Annotated in this window: 15 protein-coding genes; 4 read left to right on the top strand and 11 right to left on the bottom strand. The window is 65.3% G+C overall.

Annotation, left to right across the window (positions count from 1 at the left end; all coding sequences use genetic code 11):
- Positions 1-1,775 precede the first annotated feature (1,775 nt).
- Positions 1,776-2,264, bottom strand: a complete 489-nt coding sequence (locus ACU18_RS19650) for a hypothetical protein (protein WP_442853709.1) — start codon at positions 2,262-2,264, stop codon at positions 1,776-1,778.
- Positions 2,265-2,494: 230 nt separating this feature from the next.
- Here ACU18_RS19650 and ACU18_RS11065 point away from each other — a divergent pair, with 230 nt between their 5' ends.
- Entirely contained in the window at positions 2,495-2,743 is a 249-nt protein-coding gene (locus ACU18_RS11065; RefSeq protein WP_015937605.1) for a WhiB family transcriptional regulator, read from the top strand.
- Positions 2,744-2,856: 113 nt separating this feature from the next.
- On the opposite strand, the gene ACU18_RS11060 is transcribed toward ACU18_RS11065, so the two are convergent.
- Genes ACU18_RS11060 through ACU18_RS11045 form a run of 4 tightly spaced genes read right to left on the bottom strand, consistent with a single transcriptional unit; the run spans position 2,857 to position 11,210 of the window.
- Positions 2,857-4,323 carry a sensor histidine kinase gene (locus tag ACU18_RS11060; protein ID WP_050685605.1) on the bottom strand — a complete coding sequence of 489 codons (1,467 nt, stop codon included), beginning with the start codon at positions 4,321-4,323 and terminating at the stop codon, positions 2,857-2,859.
- A gap of 27 nt (positions 4,324-4,350) precedes the next feature.
- Positions 4,351-9,204 (bottom strand): NAD-glutamate dehydrogenase, encoded by a 4,854-nt coding sequence (locus ACU18_RS11055; RefSeq protein WP_050685604.1) that lies wholly within the window; start codon positions 9,202-9,204, stop codon positions 4,351-4,353.
- A 57-nt stretch (positions 9,205-9,261) separates the two neighbouring features.
- Positions 9,262-10,569 (bottom strand): AAA family ATPase, encoded by a 1,308-nt coding sequence (locus ACU18_RS11050; protein ID WP_050685603.1) that lies wholly within the window; start codon positions 10,567-10,569, stop codon positions 9,262-9,264.
- Positions 10,566-11,210: a hypothetical protein gene (locus tag ACU18_RS11045; protein WP_050685602.1), complete on the bottom strand. Its 645-nt coding sequence runs from the start codon at positions 11,208-11,210 to the stop codon at positions 10,566-10,568. The genes ACU18_RS11050 and ACU18_RS11045 overlap by 4 nt, the downstream gene beginning before the upstream one ends.
- A gap of 149 nt (positions 11,211-11,359) precedes the next feature.
- Between ACU18_RS11045 and ACU18_RS11040 the strand changes: the two genes are divergently transcribed.
- The gene (locus ACU18_RS11040; protein ID WP_050685601.1) at positions 11,360-11,575 is read left to right on the top strand and encodes a helix-turn-helix domain-containing protein; all 216 of its coding nucleotides are present in this window, start codon (positions 11,360-11,362) and stop codon (positions 11,573-11,575) included.
- A 59-nt stretch (positions 11,576-11,634) separates the two neighbouring features.
- Here the strand turns inward: ACU18_RS11040 and ACU18_RS11035 are convergent, their stop codons facing one another.
- Positions 11,635-12,261, bottom strand: a complete 627-nt coding sequence (locus ACU18_RS11035; RefSeq protein WP_331456840.1) for a hypothetical protein — start codon at positions 12,259-12,261, stop codon at positions 11,635-11,637.
- A gap of 78 nt (positions 12,262-12,339) precedes the next feature.
- On the opposite strand from ACU18_RS11035, the gene ACU18_RS11030 reads away from it, so the two are divergent.
- Positions 12,340-13,086, top strand: a complete 747-nt coding sequence (locus ACU18_RS11030; protein WP_050685600.1) for a LysM peptidoglycan-binding domain-containing protein — start codon at positions 12,340-12,342, stop codon at positions 13,084-13,086.
- 60 nt (positions 13,087-13,146) lie between these two features.
- The gene (locus ACU18_RS11025) at positions 13,147-13,674 is read left to right on the top strand and encodes an Rv3235 family protein (protein WP_050685599.1); all 528 of its coding nucleotides are present in this window, start codon (positions 13,147-13,149) and stop codon (positions 13,672-13,674) included.
- A gap of 86 nt (positions 13,675-13,760) precedes the next feature.
- Here ACU18_RS11025 and secA read toward each other — a convergent pair whose 3' ends face one another.
- The 5 genes from secA to ACU18_RS11000 form a co-directional block, all read right to left on the bottom strand.
- A complete protein-coding gene (gene secA / locus ACU18_RS11020; protein ID WP_050685598.1) occupies positions 13,761-16,499 on the bottom strand; it encodes a preprotein translocase subunit SecA in 2,739 nt (912 codons plus the stop codon).
- 93 nt (positions 16,500-16,592) lie between these two features.
- On the bottom strand, positions 16,593-17,807 hold the full coding sequence (locus ACU18_RS11015; RefSeq protein WP_050685597.1) for a winged helix-turn-helix domain-containing protein: 1,215 nt from the start codon (positions 17,805-17,807) through the stop codon (positions 16,593-16,595).
- Positions 17,808-17,839: 32 nt separating this feature from the next.
- Positions 17,840-18,565 carry a ribosome hibernation-promoting factor, HPF/YfiA family gene (hpf, locus tag ACU18_RS11010; RefSeq protein ID WP_050685658.1) on the bottom strand — a complete coding sequence of 242 codons (726 nt, stop codon included), beginning with the start codon at positions 18,563-18,565 and terminating at the stop codon, positions 17,840-17,842.
- Positions 18,566-18,709: 144 nt separating this feature from the next.
- A complete protein-coding gene (locus ACU18_RS11005) occupies positions 18,710-19,621 on the bottom strand; it encodes a ComF family protein (RefSeq protein ID WP_050685596.1) in 912 nt (303 codons plus the stop codon).
- Between the two features lie 90 nt (positions 19,622-19,711).
- Positions 19,712-20,190 (bottom strand): LpqB family beta-propeller domain-containing protein (locus tag ACU18_RS11000; RefSeq protein ID WP_231686058.1); only part of this gene is annotated, 479 nt, incomplete at its 5' end.

The following is a 20,190-nucleotide window of genomic DNA, read 5'->3' as shown; positions in this document are numbered from 1 at the left end:
TCAGATCCCCGGCGGCCGCCGCCATCGGCATCGGCTTACCGGGCCGGGCATTCCTGGCCCGGGGCAGCGAATGCATCCAGGAGTTTCAAACCGCAACCAGCGCTACGGGTCGGGCAACGCCGCCGTTATGGGTGCGGCGGGCGGTGGATCAGTTGGAACATCCCGGCGCCGGCTCCGGTGAACCTGACGCTGCGCCCACCCCTGCCCGCGCAGCAGCTCCACTGGTGGCCCTGGTCAGGGACCTGTGGGCCAGCTGGAACGGGGCGCCCCCAAGGCGGCCGGTAGCAGCGCCATTGCCGTTGTTGGTCCAGGAGCCCGTAATCGACAATCAGCGGCCTGTCGGCCCGCCGTGGCGTGGCGGCCGGGAACCTGCAGGCGCCGGATCCGAATCCGGCGTGCAGTCCCGGCCCGTTGGCCTGGGACTGTTGGACCTGCCGGCGGAACAGCAGGTCATTCCTTTGGTGTGGGATCCGGCCCTGGACAGCCATCTGGCCCTGCTGGGCGGAGCCGGTTCCGGAGCGTTGGATGCGTTGGAACTTGCAGTGATAGGGCTTGCCTCGCACCCTCAGGAGAGCCACCTGTACTACCTCGACGCCGTTGGCGCCTTCCGCCACCGGGCCGGCGATCACCGGACGGGTGCCCACGCCGGCCTGCATGAGGCACGCCATGCCGTCCGGGTCCTCGAGTTGCTGCACCAGGAGATGGCCCGCAGGCTCGGCGGAGAAGAATCCGGCACGCCACTGGTGTTGGTCATTACCGGCTGGGGATCCTGGGTTTCGGCGTTCCGTGCCGGTCCGCTGGCGTGGGCCGAAGAGCTGGTTCACGACCTGGTCCGGGATGGCTCGCAGGCAGCGATCACCATCATTGTTTCCGGCGGCCGGGAACTGGTGACTGCAAGGTTTTTCGGGGCGCTGCCCAACAGGCTGTTTTTCCCTGCCGGTTCCACGGAGGAAGGCCGCCTGGCCTGGCCGCGACTGCCCGCCGTCGCGGCCGCCAGGGGGCGGGCTGTGGCTTTCGGGCCCGTGGCCGGCAGCAACGCTGCGGTATGCCAGGTATTTGTTGGGTCGCCCGGAACGCCGGTGGCGCCACAGGTCGAACGGCGTCCCTTCAAGGTGGAACCGTTGCCTGCCGTGGTGACGGTCAGTCAGGTTCGGACCCGGTTTCCTGGGCCGCACCCGTACGCTGCAGCTGCCGGCACGGCGGCCGCAGGCCCATCACTGGTGTTTGGAATCGGCGGCGACGAACTGGCTCCCGCTTCTCTGCCGCTCCCGCCCGGCGGCGTGCTGGCGGTATTGGGCGGGCAGGGAAGCGGCAAGTCAGCGGTCCTGGCTGCCATCCAGGCACTGAATCCGGCCCCGGACCGGTGGTTGCAGCTGGCCGCTGATGCCGACGCAACTCCAAGGCTCCAGCGCGCCCTGGCGGAGGCGGGCACGGGCCGGCTCCCCCGCAGTACCGTGCTGTTGGCCGATGACGCAGACCTGCTGCCGGCCGCTGCGCTGGCGGATCTGGCAGCCGTGCACACCCTGGGCTACGCAGTGGTTTTTACGGCCCGGTTCAGCCCCCTGCTGATGCACCGGTTTCCGCTCGCCACGGACGTCCGGGCCGCTGGAACCGCGTTGCTGTTGTCGCCGCGGAGCCTGGCGGACGGGGATCTTTTGGGAATCCGTTTCGAACTCGAGGACAGGCCCCCGCCAGGACGGGCGGTCCTGGTGTCCAACGGACGTTCCCGCCCTGTGCAGGTGGCCTGGGCAGGACCGTCAGGACCAGCAGGACCGTCAGAGGGTGGGCGCCGGGTTCCCGGTCCGGGTCGCGAAGCCAATGACTTTGCTGCTGAAAAGGAGCAAGGTGGCGATGATCGCCGGGATAACCATCAACAGGCCGGGGATCACTACCCCACCACTGATGCTCGGAAATCCGATGACCAGGACAAATAGCTGTGCCACCAGGGCGGCGGCCCGGGTCCAGCGGTAGCCGCGGCTCAGGAAAACCGCCGTGGCGTAAAGCCATGCCGAAAAAGCCAGCATCAGCCCCAGCGTGAACACGGCTCCCCAGAAAGAAAGCACGGGGCTGCCGGAGAACAGTTGGTAGCCGTACCAGGCTGCGGCCACCAGCAGTGCGGTGGCCTCGGCGGTCACGATACCGGCCACCACAAGGACGGCCCGGGGGCGGTGGAGGGTTATGTCTCCCACAGCGGAATCCGGGCGGCTGTCCGGTTCCTCCGCGGGGACGGCGGGCTCTGGTGGCGGTGCGGGGGGTCTTGACACACTGGCACCCTACCGGACATAGTCGGACAGTGGTGCGGGCCTGCCCCCACAGTGTGATGTATCGCTCAGCGTTCCCGGGATATCAAGCGTTATTACCCCTTGTTTACACAGCGTTAACATGACAGGCTGGATTCAGATGACCAACGGGGCCCTGCCGGGCCCTTTTCCTTTGTAGCGCTTAGTGAATAATTTCACAAGAGCTTTTCCCAGAATTGGAGCGACTGATCAGCATGGATTGGCGTAACCGCGCAGCGTGCCTCGAAAAGGACCCGGAACTTTTTTTCCCCGTGGGAAACACGGGACCTGCCCTCCTGCAGATCGAGGAGGCCAAAAGCGTGTGTCGTCGCTGCCCGGTGGTGGACACCTGCCTGCAATGGGCCCTTGAGTCCGGCCAGGACGCCGGTGTGTGGGGCGGCATGAGTGAAGACGAGCGCCGTGCCCTTAAGCGCCGCGCAGCCAGGGCCCGCCGCGCCTCCTGATCCCGCGGGGCTTCGGTCCCCAACCATGGCTTTAGCCGGAAGCCCCGGTGGCAACCTCACAAGGTTGCCACCGGGGCTTCTGCGTTCCCGCCGCCGCGGGTAACGAGAGGGGCTTATTTGCCTTCGAGGCTCAACAGGATCTGGACCGCGGTTCCGCCGCCGTCGCGGGGAAGCCACGCGATGCTGCCACCCAGCTCGCTGGTCACCAGGGTGCGCACAATCTGCAGTCCCAGTCCCTCAACGTGCGGCGTCTCGGGAAGTCCCACCCCGTCGTCGGCGATGGTCACCGTGATTTCTTCGCCGTTGTCCCCGTCCGTCCGGTCCGCAATCAGCCAAACCGTCCCAGCCTTGCCGGCCAGTCCATGTTCCACTGCGTTGGTTACGAGTTCGTTGATGACCAGGGCAAGCGGCGTTGCAAGATCGCTGGGCAGTTCTCCGAACGTTCCGGAGCGCTCGGTTTTGACCTGTTGGGATGGGGAGGCAACCTCCGCCGAGAGGCGGAACTGGCGGCCGATCAGTTCGTCGAAGTCGACGCTCTGCGTCAGGCCCTGGGACAGCGTCTCATGGACCAGGGCGATGGTGGCAACCCGGCGCATGGCCTGCTCCAGGCCCTGCTTCGCCTCATCGCTGACCATCCGCCGGGACTGCATCCGCAACAGCGCCGCCACGGTCTGCAGGTTGTTTTTGACCCGGTGGTGGATTTCCCGGATGGTGGCGTCCTTGGTAACAAGCTCCATTTCGCGGCGCCGCAACTCGGACACGTCGCGGCAAAGGACCAGGGCGCCGAACCGCTGCTGCTCATCGCGCAGCGGGATGGCCCGGAGGGACAGGCTTACGCCGCGGGACTCGATTTCGCTGCGCCAGGGCATCCTGCCCGTGACCACCAGGGGCAGGGTCTCGTCCACCATGCGCCGGTCCTTGAGCAGGCTCGCGGTCACCTCCGCCAGCGACCGGCCTTCCAGCGATTCGCCGTCACCCAGCCGCCGGAAAGCCGATACGCCGTTGGGACTGGCGTACTGAACGATGCCCTCGGCGTCCAGCCTGATCAGTCCGTCGCCAACGCGCGGCGCACCGCGGCGGGAGCCGGTAGGTGAGGCGAAATCAGGCCACAGGCCCAGCGTCCCCATCCGGAGCAGGTCATAGGCGCACTGGCGGTAGGTCAGCTCCAGGCGGGACGGCATGCGCGAGCTGGACAGGTCCATGTGCGTGGTGACGACGGCGAGGGTCCGCCCATTGCGCACCATTGGAACCGCTTCGACGCGCAACGCCATGTCGCTGCTCCAGTTGGTTTCGCTGGAACGCTCGATGGTGCGGCTGTGCCAGGCTTTGTCCACCAGGGGCTGCAGGTCAGACCGGATCCCCTCGCCCACGAAGTCCCCATGGAACACCGTGTGCGTGGTGGAGGGCCGGACGTGCGCCAAAGCGACATAGCCGTGGTCAGGGTGGGGGAACCAGAGTGCCAGGTCGGCGAACGCCAGGTCCGCCACCATCTGCCAGTCCCCCACCAGGAGGTGCAGCCACTCCGCATCCCCCGGCCCGAAATCAGCATGTTCCCTGATGGGGTCCGTAAAGATTGCCACTGCACCTCCAGTTGCGACGCCTGCTTATCAGCGTCGGACGATTGACCTCAAGAGCCTCAATGCTACCGACAGTGAAGCCATATCATCGGCCTCGAGCGAGTTGACCTCGTCGAACATGCTCTTTGCCCGGCCCAGCTGTTCGGCATTCTGTGTCTCCCAGTCCGTCAGCCGCGCTTCCGGTTTCCCACCCGCGGGGGTGGCGTCCAGCACCGCCGTCGTCATGTCCGAGACTGTGGAGTACAGGTCATCGCGCAAAGCTGCCCGGGCCAGGGCCTGCCACCGGTCCTGGCGCGGAAGGCTGCTGATCCGTTCCAGCAGCGAGTCCGCGTGGAAGCGGTTGAAGACCGTGTAGTAGACCGCGGCAATGTCCGCCACCGAATCTTCACGGAGCCTTGCGATCTTGGCGATGTCCAGCAGCACGAAGCTTTCGAACAGTTCGGCCCACCGCAGCGCGAGACCTTCGGGGAGGTCCCACTCGCGGGCTTTGTCCAGCCAACCGGAAACCCGGTCGCGGTCGCTGCCTTGGAGGTAGTCCAGCAGGTGTGCCCGCATGGGCTCCACGAGGGGCTTGAACTCGGCTATGACATCAGCGATGGACTGTGACACCCCGCCCTGGCTCAGCAGCCACCGGACGGCGCGGTCCAGGAGCCGCCGCACGTCGAGGTGCACGGCGCTCCAGTGCTCGGTTGGGAACGAGGCCGGCAGGCTGTTCAGTTCCGCCACCATGGCGTCCAGCCCGTAAACCTCACGGAGTGCTACGAAGGCCTTTGCTACGGCGACCTCGCTGGCCGACGTCTCCTCCATGACCCGGAACGCGAAGGTGATGCCGCCGAGGTTGATGATGTCGTTGGCTACAACCGTAGCGATGATTTCCCGGCGCAGGGGGTGTGTATCCAGTTCATCGTCGAAGCGTTCCCGCAGTTGCTGCGGGAAATAGGCCCGCAGGGTCTGCCGGAACCACGGATCATCCGCCAGGTCGCTCTCGCGCAGGGCGGAGGCGAGTTCGATCTTGGCGTACGCGGCCAGGACCGACAGCTCAGGTGAGGTCAGGCCCTGCCCCTGCTGCAGCCGATCCCGCAGTGTTGCCGTCGTGGGAAGGGCCTCAAGGTCACGCTTAAGTTCAGCCCGCACCTCCAGCCAATCCATCAGCCGTTCGTAGCTGGGGCTCCACTCCGCCACCCGGGTGCGGTCGTTGAGCAGCAGGATGTTCTGGTCGATGTTGTCCTCGAGCACCAGGCGGCCAACTTCGTCCGTCATCGAGGCGAGGAATCCGGCCCGTTCTTCACGGGAAAGCTTCCCTGCGGCCACCATACGGTCCACGAAGATCTTGATGTTCACTTCATGGTCGGAGCAATCAACGCCGGCAGAGTTGTCGATCGCGTCGGTGTTCAGGATGACGCCCTGCAGGGCCGCCTCGATTCGGCCACGCTGGGTCATGCCCAGGTTTCCGCCTTCGCCCACCACCTTGACCCGCAGGTCCCCGCCGTCCACGCGGATGGCGTCGTTGGCTTTGTCGCCTACGGAGGCGTTGGTTTCGCCGGCCGCCTTAACGTAGGTGCCGATCCCGCCGTTGTAGAGCAGGTCTGCCGGCGCCAGGAGGATGGCGCGGAGGAGTTCCGGCGGGCTGAGTTCGGAGGTTGCGGCCGGAAGGCCCAGCGCTGTCCGGACTTCCGGGGAAAGCGGAATGGATTTTGCGTGGCGGGGGAAGACTCCGCCGCCGGCGCTGATGAGCGACTTGTCGTAGTCGTCCCAGGACGAGCGGGGCAGCTCAAAGAGCCGCTGCCGCTCAACGAACGACGATTCCTCATCCGGGGTGGGGTCCAGGAAGATATGGCGGTGGTCGAACGCCGCCAGGAGCCGGATATGGCGGGACAGCAGCATCCCGTTGCCAAAGACGTCCCCTGACATGTCGCCCACGCCCACCACTGTGAAGGGCTGGGACTGCGTGTCCAGGTCCAGCTCGCTGAAGTGGCGCTTGACGGATTCCCAGGCGCCGCGGGCCGTGATGCCCATGGCCTTATGGTCGTAGCCCACCGAACCACCGGAGGCGAAGGCGTCGCCGAGCCAGAATCCGTACTCGGCGGCCAGCCCGTTAGCGATATCGGAGAACGTGGCGGTTCCCTTATCCGCAGCCACCACCAGGTAGGAATCGTCGTCGTCATGGCGGATGACGTCCGACGGCGGCACGAGCCTTTCGTTTTCGCCTTCGGTGACGAGGTTGTCGGTAAGGTCCAGCAGGCCACGGATGAAGGTTTTGTAGCTCTCCACACCTTCCGCCATCCACGCTGCACGGTCTGCTGCAGGGTCCGGCAGCTGCTTGGCGAAGAAACCACCCTTCGCGCCGGTGGGCACGATCACTGCATTTTTGACGGTTTGTGCCTTGACCAGGCCCAGCACCTCGGTGCGGAAATCCTCGCGGCGGTCAGACCAGCGCAGCCCGCCGCGGGCCACCTTGCCGAAGCGCAGGTGGACGCCTTCCACCCGGGGTGAGTAAACCCAGATCTCGAACATGGGCCGCGGGAAGGGCAGGCCTTCGACCTGCGAAGGGTCAAGCTTGAAGCTGAGGTGCGGCTTGTGCTGGAAGTAGTTGGTGCGGAGCGTGGCCTCGATGAGGTTAACGAAGGTGCGGAGCACCCTGTCGGCGTCGAGCGTTGCCACCTTCTCGATGGAGGCTGACAGGTCCTGCCGCACGGCGTCCTGCGCTTCGGTGCGCTTGTTGTTCCCGCCTGCCGGATCAAACCTGGCCGCGAACAGGTTCAGGAGCCCGTGGGTCACGTCTGGATTGGCCAGCAGGGTGTCGGCCATAAAACCGAACGAACTGGTGTTGCCCATCTGGCGCATGTAACGGGCGTAGGCGCGGAGCACCGTCACCTGGCGCCAATGGACACCTTCGCGCAGCACCAGCCTGTCGAAGCTGTCCGTTTCAGTGGCCCCGCCAACAGCGGCGCCGAAGGAGTCTGCCAGCAGCTCCCCTGTGGCCAGCGGATCCACACCGGCGGGGTATTTCAGGCCAAGGTCGTACAGGAAGAAGTCGCGGTTATCGGCAGTTTCAATTTCGAAGGGCCGCTCGTCGAGGACTTCAAGGCCCAGGTTGTGGAAGAAGGGCAGGATTTGGCTCAGGCTCTTGGGCTCGAGCATGTAGAGCTTTACGCGGGCGTCTTCTTCCAGGGTTGTCCCGGCACCCTCAGGCAGGTACACGTGGACACCTGGCCGTTCCTGCCGGGCACCCTCGATGCGTTCGGCTGCGGCGCCGTACTTTTCAAAACGGCGGATGTCTTCAAGGGCATCCTCCACCTCGTAGTCCACCCGGTACCCTGCCGGGAACGCCTCGGACCAGATGGCTGCGAGCATCTTGGCATCGTCCACATCAGGGGTTTCCCGCAGGACCTCCGCGACGCCTTCACTCCACGAACGGGCAGCACGGACCAGCCGCTTCTCCAGCTCCTCGGCGTTGATGTCCACCACATCGGCGTCCTTGGGCAGGCGGATGCGGAAGAAAAGCCGGGCCAGCGCGGACTCCGTCATCCGGGCCTCGTAGTCGATGGACACGGCCTGGAACGTTTCCCGCAGTTCCTGCTCGATGCGGAGCCTCACGTTGGTGGTGTACCGGTCCCTGGGGAGGTAGACCAGGGCCGACATGAACCGGCCGTAGATGTCGGGCCGCAGGAAGAGCCGCGTACGGCGCCGCTCCTGCAGTTTCTGGATGCCCAGCGCCGTGGCTGCAAGGTCCTCGGCCTCGATCTGGAACAGTTCGTCCCGCGGGTAGGTCTCCAGGATGCCCAGCAGGTCCTTGCCGGAGTGGGAGTCGGCGGGGAACCCCGCGCTACGGAGGACAGCGTCGACTTTTTCCCGGACGATGGGGATATCCAATACTGAACCGGCATACGCGCTGGTCGCGAACAAGCCAATGAACCGGCGTTCGCCATTGACGTTGCCCGCGGCGTCGAAGCTTTTGACGCCGATGTAGTCCAGGTATGCGGAGCGGTGGACGGTGGAGCGGGAGTTTGCCTTGGTGATCACCAGGGCCCGCTTCTCGCGGGCCTTCTTCCGCCCGGCGTCGGTGAGGTGCTGGACGTGTGGGGAGTCGGCTGAATCCCGAAGCAGGCCCAGCCCGCTGTCGTCACGCAGTTCGAGCACGTCCTCGCCCGCAACGTCCACCAAATCGTATTCGCGGTAGCCGAGGAAAGTGAAGTTGCCGTTATCCAGCCAGCGCAGAAGGTCCTGGGCCTGGCGGAGCTCAACGATCTGGGAGGGGTTGGCCACCTGGTCCAGGCTGTCGGCGATGCGCAGGGCCTTCTGGCGCATCTTGGGCCAGTCCTCCACCGAGGCGCGGACATCATTCAGGACCCGCCGAAGGCCCGTAAACAGCGCCTCCTTCGCATCCTCGGGGATGCGGTTGATTTCGACGGCGATCCAGGACTCCATGTGCGAAGCGTTCTCGCCCGTAGCGATCAGGTGGGACAGGCTGGGCATCGCCGCGGTGTCGCCGCTGGAGATGCCGAGGGAGGCGGGCACTTTGTTGACCCTCGCGAGCTCGCCGCTCTCCCGGTTGCGGGTGGCAACGAACAGCGGGTGGATGACGAGTTTGATGGCTGCATGCTGCCGGACAATCTCGGCATTGACGGAATCCACCAGGAACGGCATGTCATCCGTGACGACAAAAACCACGCTGCTGTCTTCTTCGTCGGAGATTGAGACGATGGCCTGGCCCGGAAGCCGCTTGGCCCCCACTCCGCGATGGTGCTGTGCCCTGGCCGCGAGCGTTTCGCCGGCATAGCCACGGGCGTCCTCCTCGGCAAGGTGTTGGTAGTAGTCCCCAAGGAAGCCTTCAAGGCCTTCCGTGGAAAGGGGCTGATCCTCCACGCTGGATCCAGACGACATCGACACACGCCTCCATCACAAGATTTTTACTGCACCGTTGCAGCTCTTATGCCGAGCCTAGCCGTTTGGTCTGCGACGCGGTGTGGAAGAAAAAACAGAGGATTTTCGTTTTCGTTGTTCAACTGCACAAACGATTCCGCGGATGGCTCTGCGCAGCGCCGACTCGGGCGCCGCCTCCATCAGGAGCTCCCCGGCGAGCAACGCCGCGTCGGCTGCGGCGCGGTCGTACGGCAGGAGGATCCCAAGATCCACCGCAGGTCCGTACCGCTCCCAGGCTTCGCGCAACTGCCGTTCCGGCCCACGCCCCACAGCCGACGCCCGCACCTTGTTCATCACCACCACCGGGGAGGCCTGGGGCACCGCTGCCTCCAGCTCGGTAAGACCGCGCACCAGGCGCGGCACCCCCACGGCGTCGCCGGCTCCAACGGCGTAGACAGTGTCAGCAAGTTCCAACGTGCGCAGGGTAGCCGCGTTCCGGCGCGGAGCCATGGAGTCGAAGCTGAGCTCCTCGTCCGATTCCAGGCAGAACCCGGTGTCCACGACCACCACCTCATACTGCTGCCGGGCGCGTTCAAGGACAATGGTCAGGGCTGACGCGCGCACCTCCGTCCAACGGTCCGCGCGTGTAAGGCCGGTGAGGACCTGGAAGGTCCCTGGGCGTGCCGCAACGGTGCTGGCTGCCCGCCGGAGCGCCTCCGCGTCCAGCACCCCCTGGTCAGCAAGCCTGCAGGCCTGGGCCAGCCCGGCTGATTCGTCGAGCAGACCCAAGACCGCCGCAGTGCTCGCACCGTAGGTGTCGGCGTCGACCAACAGGACTTTTTTGCCCTCGCCGGCGAGTTCGCCGGCGATGTTGGTGGCGACGATGGTCCGTCCGGGAGCGCCTGCCGGCCCCCACACCGCGAGGACACGTCCCGATGCCGAAGGCTCACGGGATGCAGCCGGCCGCTCCGGCAGGCGTCGCAGGGCAGGACCTGCGTCTGCCGTCCAGCTGGTGCCCGGATGGCGTGCGTCTGACCGGGTCAGCATCGCCACGGCCTCGGCGATCCTGCCGGACAGGTCCTCAGGCCCCACCCCGGCGGGTGCAGATGCTACCCCGAGTCCCAGGAGCCTGGCCGCTTCCGACTGGCTGTCGGTGATGGCCAGGACAGCCACTCCGACTGCACTGAGCCGGTCCACCAGGGTTGCCGTCAATCCTTCGGAGCCTTCCGCTACGATGGCTGCCCGGGCCAGTCCACTCTGGCAGGCCGCCAGCAGCTCAGGCAATCCGTCGCATCTCCTGACGACGGTGACCGGTCCATGCAGCCGTTCCAGTCCACCGACCAGGTCATCTCCGGCCCGCCCCACGGTGACGACGGGAATACTCATGACGGACCGGCGCCCGGATTCCAGACCACGGCGATGCGGGCGTCATTGGCTTGGGCACCCAGCAGCGCCGGCATCCGGCTATCCGGAACCAACACCATCAGGACTGTTGTCCGGGTGGAGCCCAACGTGCTCGAACCTGTGGTTACTTCCGCTATTTCCGCCGCGTTCAGGAGGAGTGTCGGTTCACCGAAGCCGTTCCTTGCGTCAGGCTGTGCCACCCAGACGTCCACCCGGGCCCCTGCCACAGCCTGGGACGGGAGTGCATCCTGGATGGTGAGAGCCACCGGTTTGCGGTCAAGGCGGTCCACGGCGCCGAGGCTCCCCCGCGGAATCAGCTGGTCCTTGCCGATCCGCTGGATGGCTACAACTCCCGCCGGCAGGCCTTCTTCCACGGTGAGGTACTGCTTTTCAGTTTCACCGAGGCGGACCTTGGCCCGCACCACGTTGGCGGCAGTCAGCGCTTCACCCACGGCGATGCCGTCCCTGGCGGCGTAAACCTCGGTGGTCCGGTCTGCACTGCCCACCAGGAAAACCACTCCGGCAACGGATACCAGGACAAGCAACAGGCCCACCAGCAACCGGGGGTCCTTCCAGGAGGGACGTTTCAACCTGGCCACGGGAACAGGCGGATCAGCAACCATACTGTGCCTCCCTCGGTGCGCTTGCGTGCCGCAGTCTTCAGACTCCTCATTGTTGCCGCAAGGTCCTCAGGGCGAAAGGGATCCGGCCAAACACTGCGGATCTGTGGATAACAGCAGCAAACCTGTCCACCCGATGGCAAAATGGTTCCATGCCCAGGTTCCTAACTCTTGCCGACGTCGCCGAGCAGCTCCAGATAAATTCGCCGGCGGCCTATGCCCTGGTCCGCAGCGGAGAGCTCAAAGCCATTCAGGTGGGCGGTCGCGGCCAGTGGCGGGTGGAGGAAAAAATGCTTGAGCAGTACATCGAGGAACGCTACGCCGAGGCCAGCCGGATGATCCGTGAAGCCAAGGCCAAGCAGGCCTGAGGCTTCGGCCGAGCAGCTCTGAGCACCGTTTCTGCAGGCTGACCCGCCATGCCCGGTTCTTAGCCGTCCCCTCGGGGCGACCGGACCATTGCCACCGCAGCAAACGGGATGGTGGAAAACTCAGTGACCCGCCCGCTCCGGCGCGCCTCCCCCGGGGCCACGGCTGCAAGGTCAAGGAAATCCTTTCCTACCTTGTCGATCACGCCGGCAAGCCGCATCGCACCCTCGCCCGCCGACAGGACAACCACCAGTTCCTCCCGGTCCCGCGCCAGGCTCCGTAATGCGTGGGCCAGTCCGATTTTCCTGCGGACCGTCGATTCCTCGGCGGCCGAGTGCCGGCCAATGCCCACGTACCTGCCGACCGCGGCGTAAGGGATGAGCATCTGATACCCGCCCGCTACCAGCAACAGGGCATCGGCGCCGGCATGCTGCAGGGTTCCCTGCACTGCTTCGCCGCAGGTGAGGTGTGCCGCCACCACGCAGCCCAGCGAGCCGCGGAGCCTGTCTGCCAAGGCGATGTTTACCATCTCGGCCCGCACCCGGTCGCTGATTTCAGCATCGAGTGCGAGCCGGCCGGGTTCGGCCAACTGGCCTTCAAGGTCCTCGAAGAGTGCATCCCACCGCATGCGCAAAGCGTAGGACGGGGCCAGCGGGAGGTCAATGCCGGGTCCCGTCAGTTCGGACACTGGACAAAAGTACTTCATCAGGTTCAAACTGCATTTAACGCTATCAAACAGCATCAAACTGCATTGGATGGGCTTTCAATGGTGATTTCGCCACGGCAACAACAGCTTTCAGACACCGCCGCCGCAGCCACTCTTCTGTTGCTGGGGATTCTCCTCGTTGTGATTGGTGCGGGCCTTGCCGGTCAGTGGGTGGATTCTGCTTCGCGGCACCAGGAACCTGGATCCGAGGACATCCTGGGAGTCGCAGCGGCTGCCGTGGGCAGCCTGCTGGTGGCCTGGTGGCTGCTTGCCTTCGTTCTGGCGGCCGGCAGCGCCCTCTTGGAACGAATCGGCAGGCCCACGGCGGCTGCAGCGGTCGGCTGGCTCTCCCCGGCTTTTATGCGCCGCCTCGCAGTTGCCGCCCTGTCCGCCCAACTCGTGTCCGTGACCGCAGCAAATGCGGCCGTACCCGGACCACCCTGGCAGCCTGCCGAAAGCCGCACATCAATCCCCGGCATCAGCGCCCCCGCCCCGCCGTTGCCGGGAGCACTCCATCCCGGCTGGCAACCTGCCGCCCAACATCAAGGCCCGGGCCTGCTGCCCGGTAGCCCCGGCCGCCCCGGCAACCTGCCGGGGCAGGACCTGGCACCGGCAGGACCTGCCGTGACAGTGCTCGCCGGCGACAGCCTCTGGGACATCGCCGCAGATCACCTGGGGCCGGAGGCCAGTGACGCTGACATTGCCGTCGAATGGCCCCGCTGGTATCAGGCCAATCGGGCAGTAATCGGTCCTGACCCCGACCACCTGCTGCCCGGGCAGGTGCTGGTGCCTCCCGGACCGGCTTAGGGACTCCGACGACCTGCCTGCACCAGACCGGCTCCTCCGTTACCAACCTAGGGAAATCCAATGACCGCCAGCATCCCCATCCGAGCCGCTATCGGAACAACTGCCCAGGCCCTCAGCGCCCAGCGACACGGGCTGCAGCAGAACTCCGCGTCCGGGCAAGTCGCCAAGACCCTGCCCCCTGGATCCTGGCCGGACGCCCGGAGCCGGGCGGAAGCGCCCCCGTTGCGGTTTGCCGATGAGGCAGCCGAGGTGCGGGCCATCGCCCGGGGCACTGTCCAGGCCGCCATGGAGGTGCTGGCTGGGATCCGGCCCGTCCACCAACTGGCCCGCAGGCTCGACCCGAAGTGCCTGTCCACTCTGCAGCACCGCGCGGCCCTGATCCGGCATGAGCTGGTCCGGACCGGCAATCCAGACCTGGCCCGGCTGCACCGGAACTCGATGGTCCGCTCCATCCGGGTCTGCGGGGTCGGCGACGGAATCTACGAGGCAAGCGCGGTGGTCATCGACGATGTCCGGGTCCGTGCCGTGGCCGTCAGGCTTGAGCGCAGCAAGCAGGTGTGGCGGGTCACCGAACTTATGGTGGGCTGAGTGGGCCCCGCTAACGGAGGCAGGGCCGGACATGATGTCCGACCCTGCCTCACGTGGTCACTTCAGGGTGCACATGTCCCTTGCGTTCAGCGCTTTTTCTTCTTCGCGGTCCGCTTGCCGGCGTCCTGGTTGGCAGCCTTTGCCGGGTTCCCGGAACGGCCTGACGTCCGGGTTTCGACGCGGGTCTCGGTGCCGCCGCTTTCGCCGGGAGCCGTGTACTGCAACTGGGCCGGCTTCTCGGGGGCTTCCAGTCCGGCCGCCCGGACCTGGGGTTCCACGTGCTCGGTGTGGGCTCCTGAATCATCCTGCACCACGACGTCCTGGGCGGGTGTGACTTCAACTTCGAGGTTGAAGAGGAATCCGACACTTTCCTCGCGGATGGCTTCCATCATGCTCTGGAAGAGGAGGAACCCTTCCCGCTGGTATTCCACCAGCGGATCCCTCTGGGCCATGGCGCGCAGGCCAATGCCTTCCTTGAGGTAGTCCATCTCGTAGAGGTGCTCCTGCCACTTCCGGCCAATGACGGAAAGGACCACACGGCGTTCAAGTTCGCGCATGCTTTCGGCACCGATGGTCTCTTCACGCGTCTGGTACACCACACGTGCGTCGGAGAGGAGTTCCTCCTTGAGCATCTCAACGGTCAGCTTCGACCGGCCGCCGGCTTCCTCGATGATGTCGTCGGCCGTGACGCTTACGGGGTAGAGCGTTTTCAGGTTGGTCCACAGCTGGGCATAGTCCCAGTCGTCGCCGTTGCCTTCAGCGGTTGCCGCGTCGATGAGCGAAACTATGGTGTCCTCCACGAAGAACTGCACCTTTTCGTGCAGGTCGTCCCCTTCGAGGATTCGGCGGCGGTCGCTGTAGATGGCCTCGCGCTGGCGGTTGAGGACGTCGTCGTATTTGAGGACGTTTTTGCGCTGCTCGGCGTTGCGGCCTTCCACCTGGCCCTGCGCGGAGGCAATGGCCCGGGAAACCAGCTTGGACTCCAGCGCCACATCGTCCGGGACGGAACTGTTCATCAGTCGCTCCGCGGCACCGGAGTTGAAGAGCCGCATCAGGTCGTCCTTCAGGGACAGGTAGAAGCGCGACTCCCCCGGGTCACCCTGGCGGCCGGAGCGGCCCCGAAGCTGGTTGTCGATGCGGCGCGATTCGTGCCGTTCCGTGCCCAGGACGTAGAGCCCGCCCAGGTTGAGGACTTCCTCGTGCTCGTCCTTGACCGACTGTTTGGCAGCTTCGAGCGCGCCTGGCCAGGCCGCCTCGTATTCCTCGGAGTTCTCTTCCGGGTCAAGGCCACGCTTGGCCAGTTCGGCGACGGCGGTGAATTCGGCGTTGCCACCGAGCATGATGTCCGTGCCTCGGCCGGCCATGTTGGTTGCCACGGTGACAGCGGCTTTGCGGCCGGCCTGGGCAACAATGGCAGCTTCCCGGGCGTGGTTCTTCGCGTTCAGGACTTCGTGGCGGATGCCTTCCTTCGCCAGCAGGCGGGAAAGGTACTCGCTCTTTTCGACGCTGGTGGTACCCACCAGGACGGGCTGGCCCTTTTCGTGCCGTTCGGCAATGTCTTTCACCACTGCATCGAACTTGACGGTTTCGTTCTTGAAAACAAGATCGGCCTGGTCCATGCGCTGCATGTCCCGGTTCGTGGGAATGGCCACCACACCCAGCTTGTAGGTGCTCATGAATTCGGCGGCTTCAGTCTCAGCTGTGCCGGTCATGCCGGAGAGCTTGCTGTACATGCGGAAGTAGTTCTGCAGCGTCACCGTGGCGAGGGTCTGGTTCTCCGCCTTGATCTCGACGCCTTCTTTGGCCTCGATCGCCTGGTGCATTCCCTCGTTGTAGCGCCGGCCGGCGAGGATACGCCCGGTGTGCTCGTCAACGATCAGGACTTCGCCGTCCAGGATGACGTAATCCTTGTCGCGCTTGAAGAGTTCCTTGGCCTTGATGGCGTTGTTCAGGAATCCGATCAACGGAGTGTTGGCTGACTCATACAGGTTGGTGATGCCGAGGTAATCCTCGACTTTTTCGATCCCGCCCTCGAGCACGCCTACGGTGCGCTTCTTCTCGTCGACCTCGTAGTCCTTCTCGGGCTCCAGCCGCAGGACAACCTTGGCGAACTCGCTGTACCACCGGTTGGTGTCGCCCTGGGCAGGACCGGAGATGATGAGCGGGGTTCTTGCCTCGTCGATGAGGATGGAGTCCACTTCATCCACCACGGCAAAGTGGTGCCCGCGCTGGACCAGTTCGTTCCTGTCCCACGCCATGTTGTCACGGAGGTAGTCGAAGCCGAATTCGTTGTTGGTGCCGTAGGTGATGTCGGCTGCGTACTGTTCTCGGCGGACCGCCGGATCCTGGTTCGAAAGGATGCAGCCACTGGTGAGGCCGAGGAAGCGGTAGACGCGGCCCATGAGGTCCGACTGGTACTCGGCAAGGTAGTCGTTCACGGTAATGACGTGGACGCCGTTGCCGGCCAGGGCGTTGAGGTAGGCAGGCGCGGTGGCAACGAGGGTCTTGCCCTCACCGGTCTTCATTTCCGCGATGTTGCCCAGGTGCAGCGCAGCGCCACCCATCAGCTGGACATCGAAGTGCCGCATCCCCAGGGTCCTCGACGATGCCTCACGGACCGCCGCAAAAGCCTCGGGCAGGAGGTCGTCCAGTTTCTCGCCATCCTGATGGCGTTCACGCAGCCGGTCAGTTTCCTCGCGGAGTTCAGCATCCGTAAAGGTCTTGAACGAGTCCTCGAGGGCATTGATGGAGTCGGCATAGTTCCTCAGCTGCCGGAGTGTCTTTTTGTCACCCGTGCGGAGAAGTTTTTCGATAAGTGATGCCACGTGAAGATGCTCCCAGTCTGCTGCCGGCCGAATTCTGGCGTTTTTAGTCTACGTGAGAGACACCACCGCGGTGCCTTTTCTCCTCAGAGCGGATCAGCGCACCATTCTGGCGACGGCGATCAGCAAGGCCGGCGCCAGATCACCCACCGGCTGGACCTCCACATCCCCCAGCCCCAGCCATTGGGCCATAAGGCCCAGTTCAGCGGCGAGTTCGACGGCGGTATCCGGCGGCGCGCCTGGTTCGGCGAAGGCGGATCGGACCAGCGGCCGGCCGCCGGCGCGGTCGGCTTTCAGGTCCACACGGGCGACCATGGCGTCGCGAAGGAGGAAAGGAAGGACGTAGTAGCCAAAGCGCCTTTTGGGCGCCGGAGTGTAAATCTCAATCCGGTAGTGGAAGCCGAACAGCTCTTCCAGGCGCCGGCGTTCGAACACCATCGAATCGAAAGGGCTGAGGAGGGCACGGCCCGCCGCCTTCCGGGGCATGGCCGCATCCACGTGCCGGTACAGCAGCCGCGGCCATCCGGTAACAGTGACGGGTTCCAGCCTGCCATTCGCCACAAGCCGCTGTACGGCCAAGGCCGTGGGCTTGATGGGTGTACGGAAGTAGTCCGCGAAGCATTTGACGGATCCGATTCCGTGGGCCTGCGCTGCGGCTTCCGTCAGCCGGCACAGGGCTGCGTCCGGATCATCGACCGCTTTGCCGCCGTCGCGCGGGAGGACCCTGGACGTCAGTGTGTACTTGCGTTCAAACTGGTCGGTTCTGGCCGCGGCCGAAACCAGCCCCGCCTCAAAGAGGTGTTCCAGGACCCGTTTCACGGCATTCCAGTTCCAGCCCCAATTATCCGTCGATTTTTCCTCGACGTGGCCGATCCTGGCCGTCAGTTCGGCAGCAGTCATTGGCCGGCCCGGTGCCAGCGCCGACAAGATCCGGCCAGACACATCACCGCGCAGTTCCGCGTCCATGGCGGCAGCATCAACCCAGGCACGCTTCTGCCACAGGAGAAGATCCGGATAGTGCTCGGGCCGGATATAGCTGGCTTCGTGGGCCCAATATTCCATCATCCGACGGGGGTGTGTACCTGACATCCTGTGCAGGATGGAGCGGTCGTAGTCCCCCAGCCGGGAAAAGAACGGAAGGTAATGGCTCCGGGAGAGGACGTTTACGGAATCAATCTGGACCAGCTGCAGCCGGGCAAAGGTGCGGCCCACCGCCCGTGAAGACACGGGCCCGGTGGGCCGCCCTTTCGAAAGTCCCTGTGCTGCCAGCGCAATCCGCCGTGCCTGGTTCAGGCTCAGCGCAGCCGGCACATCAGTCCTTTCCGGCAGTCAAAACACCCACGCTAGGCGTTGGCTGCGACGTCGTCCGAACGGTAGGCGAGGATCTTCTCTTCCACCACCGAGTCGCCGGGCTCGCAGTCGCTGTCCAGCGTGATGACACCGTAGGTCCAACCACGGCGGCGGTACACGACCGACGGCGTGTTGGTCTCTTTGTCCACAAACAGGTAGAAGTCGTGACCCACCAACTCCATGTTGTCCACTGCATCGTCAAGGGTCAGTGATGCTGCCGGGAAGACCTTGCGCCGGATCAGGACCGGTGAGTCACCGGCAGGAATGTCGTTGTCCACCTCATAAGGTGATTTGTCCGCTGACGGGGCCACGGCATCGGACCGGTGGCTGGCTTCAAGGTAAAGCGGTTCGCTGGCGCTGGCCGGTTCAAGCGAGGCGGTGGCTTCGCGGACGGCTTTGGGCGTGTGCCGGCCGTGGTGGACCTTTTTACGGTCCTTGGCGCGGCGGAGCCGTTCAAGCAACTTGTTGTAAGCGAGATCGAAGGCAGCGAATTTGTCGGCGGCGCTGGCTTCGGCACGGATTACGGGTCCGCGCCCCAAGACTGTCACTTCTACGGTGAGCTGGTCCCCGGTCTGCCGGGCGTTTGTTTCCTTGGAAACCTTCGCGTCCACGCGCTGGACCTTGTCGCCGAGAGACTCGATCTTCGAGATCTTCTCACCGGCGTATTCGCGGAATCGGTCTGAGACCGTCAGATTTCGTCCGCTGATCATAAACTCCATGGTGCCCTCCAAATGACTTCGGTGACACGACGACGGCACGTCCTAGGGCCGATCTGCTTGACAGTCGAGCCCCTCTCCGAGCCGCCATCGAAAGGTACATTCTGTTCTTTGTACCCACAACCGACGTTAGTTCATCGACGCAGGTTATTCACCTTTTTCCGGTTTATTTTTTTCTAAGACGGGGTGGCTTCCTTGCGCCCCGGCGGGTATTGCGCTGGCGTCGGCCGCCCCTGGCGGGCGTGTCGCGGCCAGGACCACCGCACCCCTGACGAAGGCCCCTGCGAGGTGCAAAGCGCGGGCCGCCTCGGCGAGCGTGGCGCCCGTGGTAAGGACGTCGTCGACAATGATGCAAGCCTTGCCGGCCACTGTGGCAGCCGCTCCGCGCCGGACCCGCATGGATCCCCGGACCCGGCGCGCCCGGTCCCCCCGATCCAGCCCCTTCTGCCCTCCGGGCACTTGCGGGTGACCGTTTCCCGTCCTGGCCAGCACATCCGCCACGGCAACGCCCGGCACCTGCCGGGCGGCCACCCCCAGCAGCGAGTGGACCGGGCTGAATCCCCGGGCCGCAAACGCAGCCGTGCTGGTGGGCACGGGGACGCAGATCATGGCGGCACCGTCCGGCGCCGCGCCGCGGAGGGCCCCCGCGAGCGCCTGTGCCAAGGAGTGCCGCACCTGGTACTGGCCATGCCGTTTGAAGGACAGGAGCGCCTGGGCCAGTTCTTCCCGGTAGACGCCGGCTGCAACCACAGGCAGCAGCACCCTCCCTGAGACATCCATCAGCGCAGGGGCGCCGCCTTCGGCGCGGAAGGGCAGCGTGGAAAGTCGCCGCACCCGGCGGCTGCAGCCAGCGCACAGGGCCCGGTCCTCTGCTCCGCAGCAGACGCAGTCCACGGGAACGGCGGCAGCGAGGAGCTCCATGGCCGCTGCGCCCAGCTGGTCAGCGAAGCGCAGGAAAGCGCTGCCGTACGGTGATCGATGGCGGGCGGGCCAGGGCTCGGCGGGCGTCAGGTCCGGGTCGGACGCTGGGTTGGCAGGCGGAAAGAGTTCAATGCCCATACCCCAAAAAATGCCATCTGAGGGGCCAGGACGGAACAGGCCGGACCCCGCATGTGGGTAACTGCCGGGCTGGAACCGGCGCAGTCCACCTCAGCCGGGGAAGGACATCTCAGTTGGGCCCTTGATCTGGGGTGACCAGCCGTTGCCCAGCCGTTGGAAGATACCCTCGGCCGACTGCGCGAAGATCTCGTCCGGCCCGTTTCCACCGCTCAGCGACAGGAGGCCGGGCCACGGAGCCAGTTGCTGCGGCGCCCCCGAGGTCAGCGACAGGATCTCAGGTGTGACGTTGGACGCCGTGGAGCTTTTCATAACGGCCACGGTGGTGTCATTGACCCAGACACCCTGGTCAGGGTTGCTGCCGGTGACAAGGGTTACCGGCGCCGTCAGCTCCCGGGGTGTCCCATCTGCGGCGCGGATGATGCCGGCCACCTGGACGCGGGTAACGCCGTTCTGTTCCGAAATGACGAGGGCGCGCACCCCTTCGCGGGAAATCCGGAATTCCTTTACGGTCCGGCCGGCGAGCCACGCCGGGGACAGGGAGACCGAGGGCAGTGCAGCACCTGTCTCTT

The organism is Arthrobacter sp. ZBG10, assembly GCF_001238605.1.
In the GTDB taxonomy this organism is placed as follows: Bacteria; Actinomycetota; Actinomycetes; order Actinomycetales; family Micrococcaceae; genus Arthrobacter.
The sequence above is the reverse complement of the archived record's forward strand: the minus strand, read 5'-3'. Positions and strand labels throughout refer to the sequence as shown.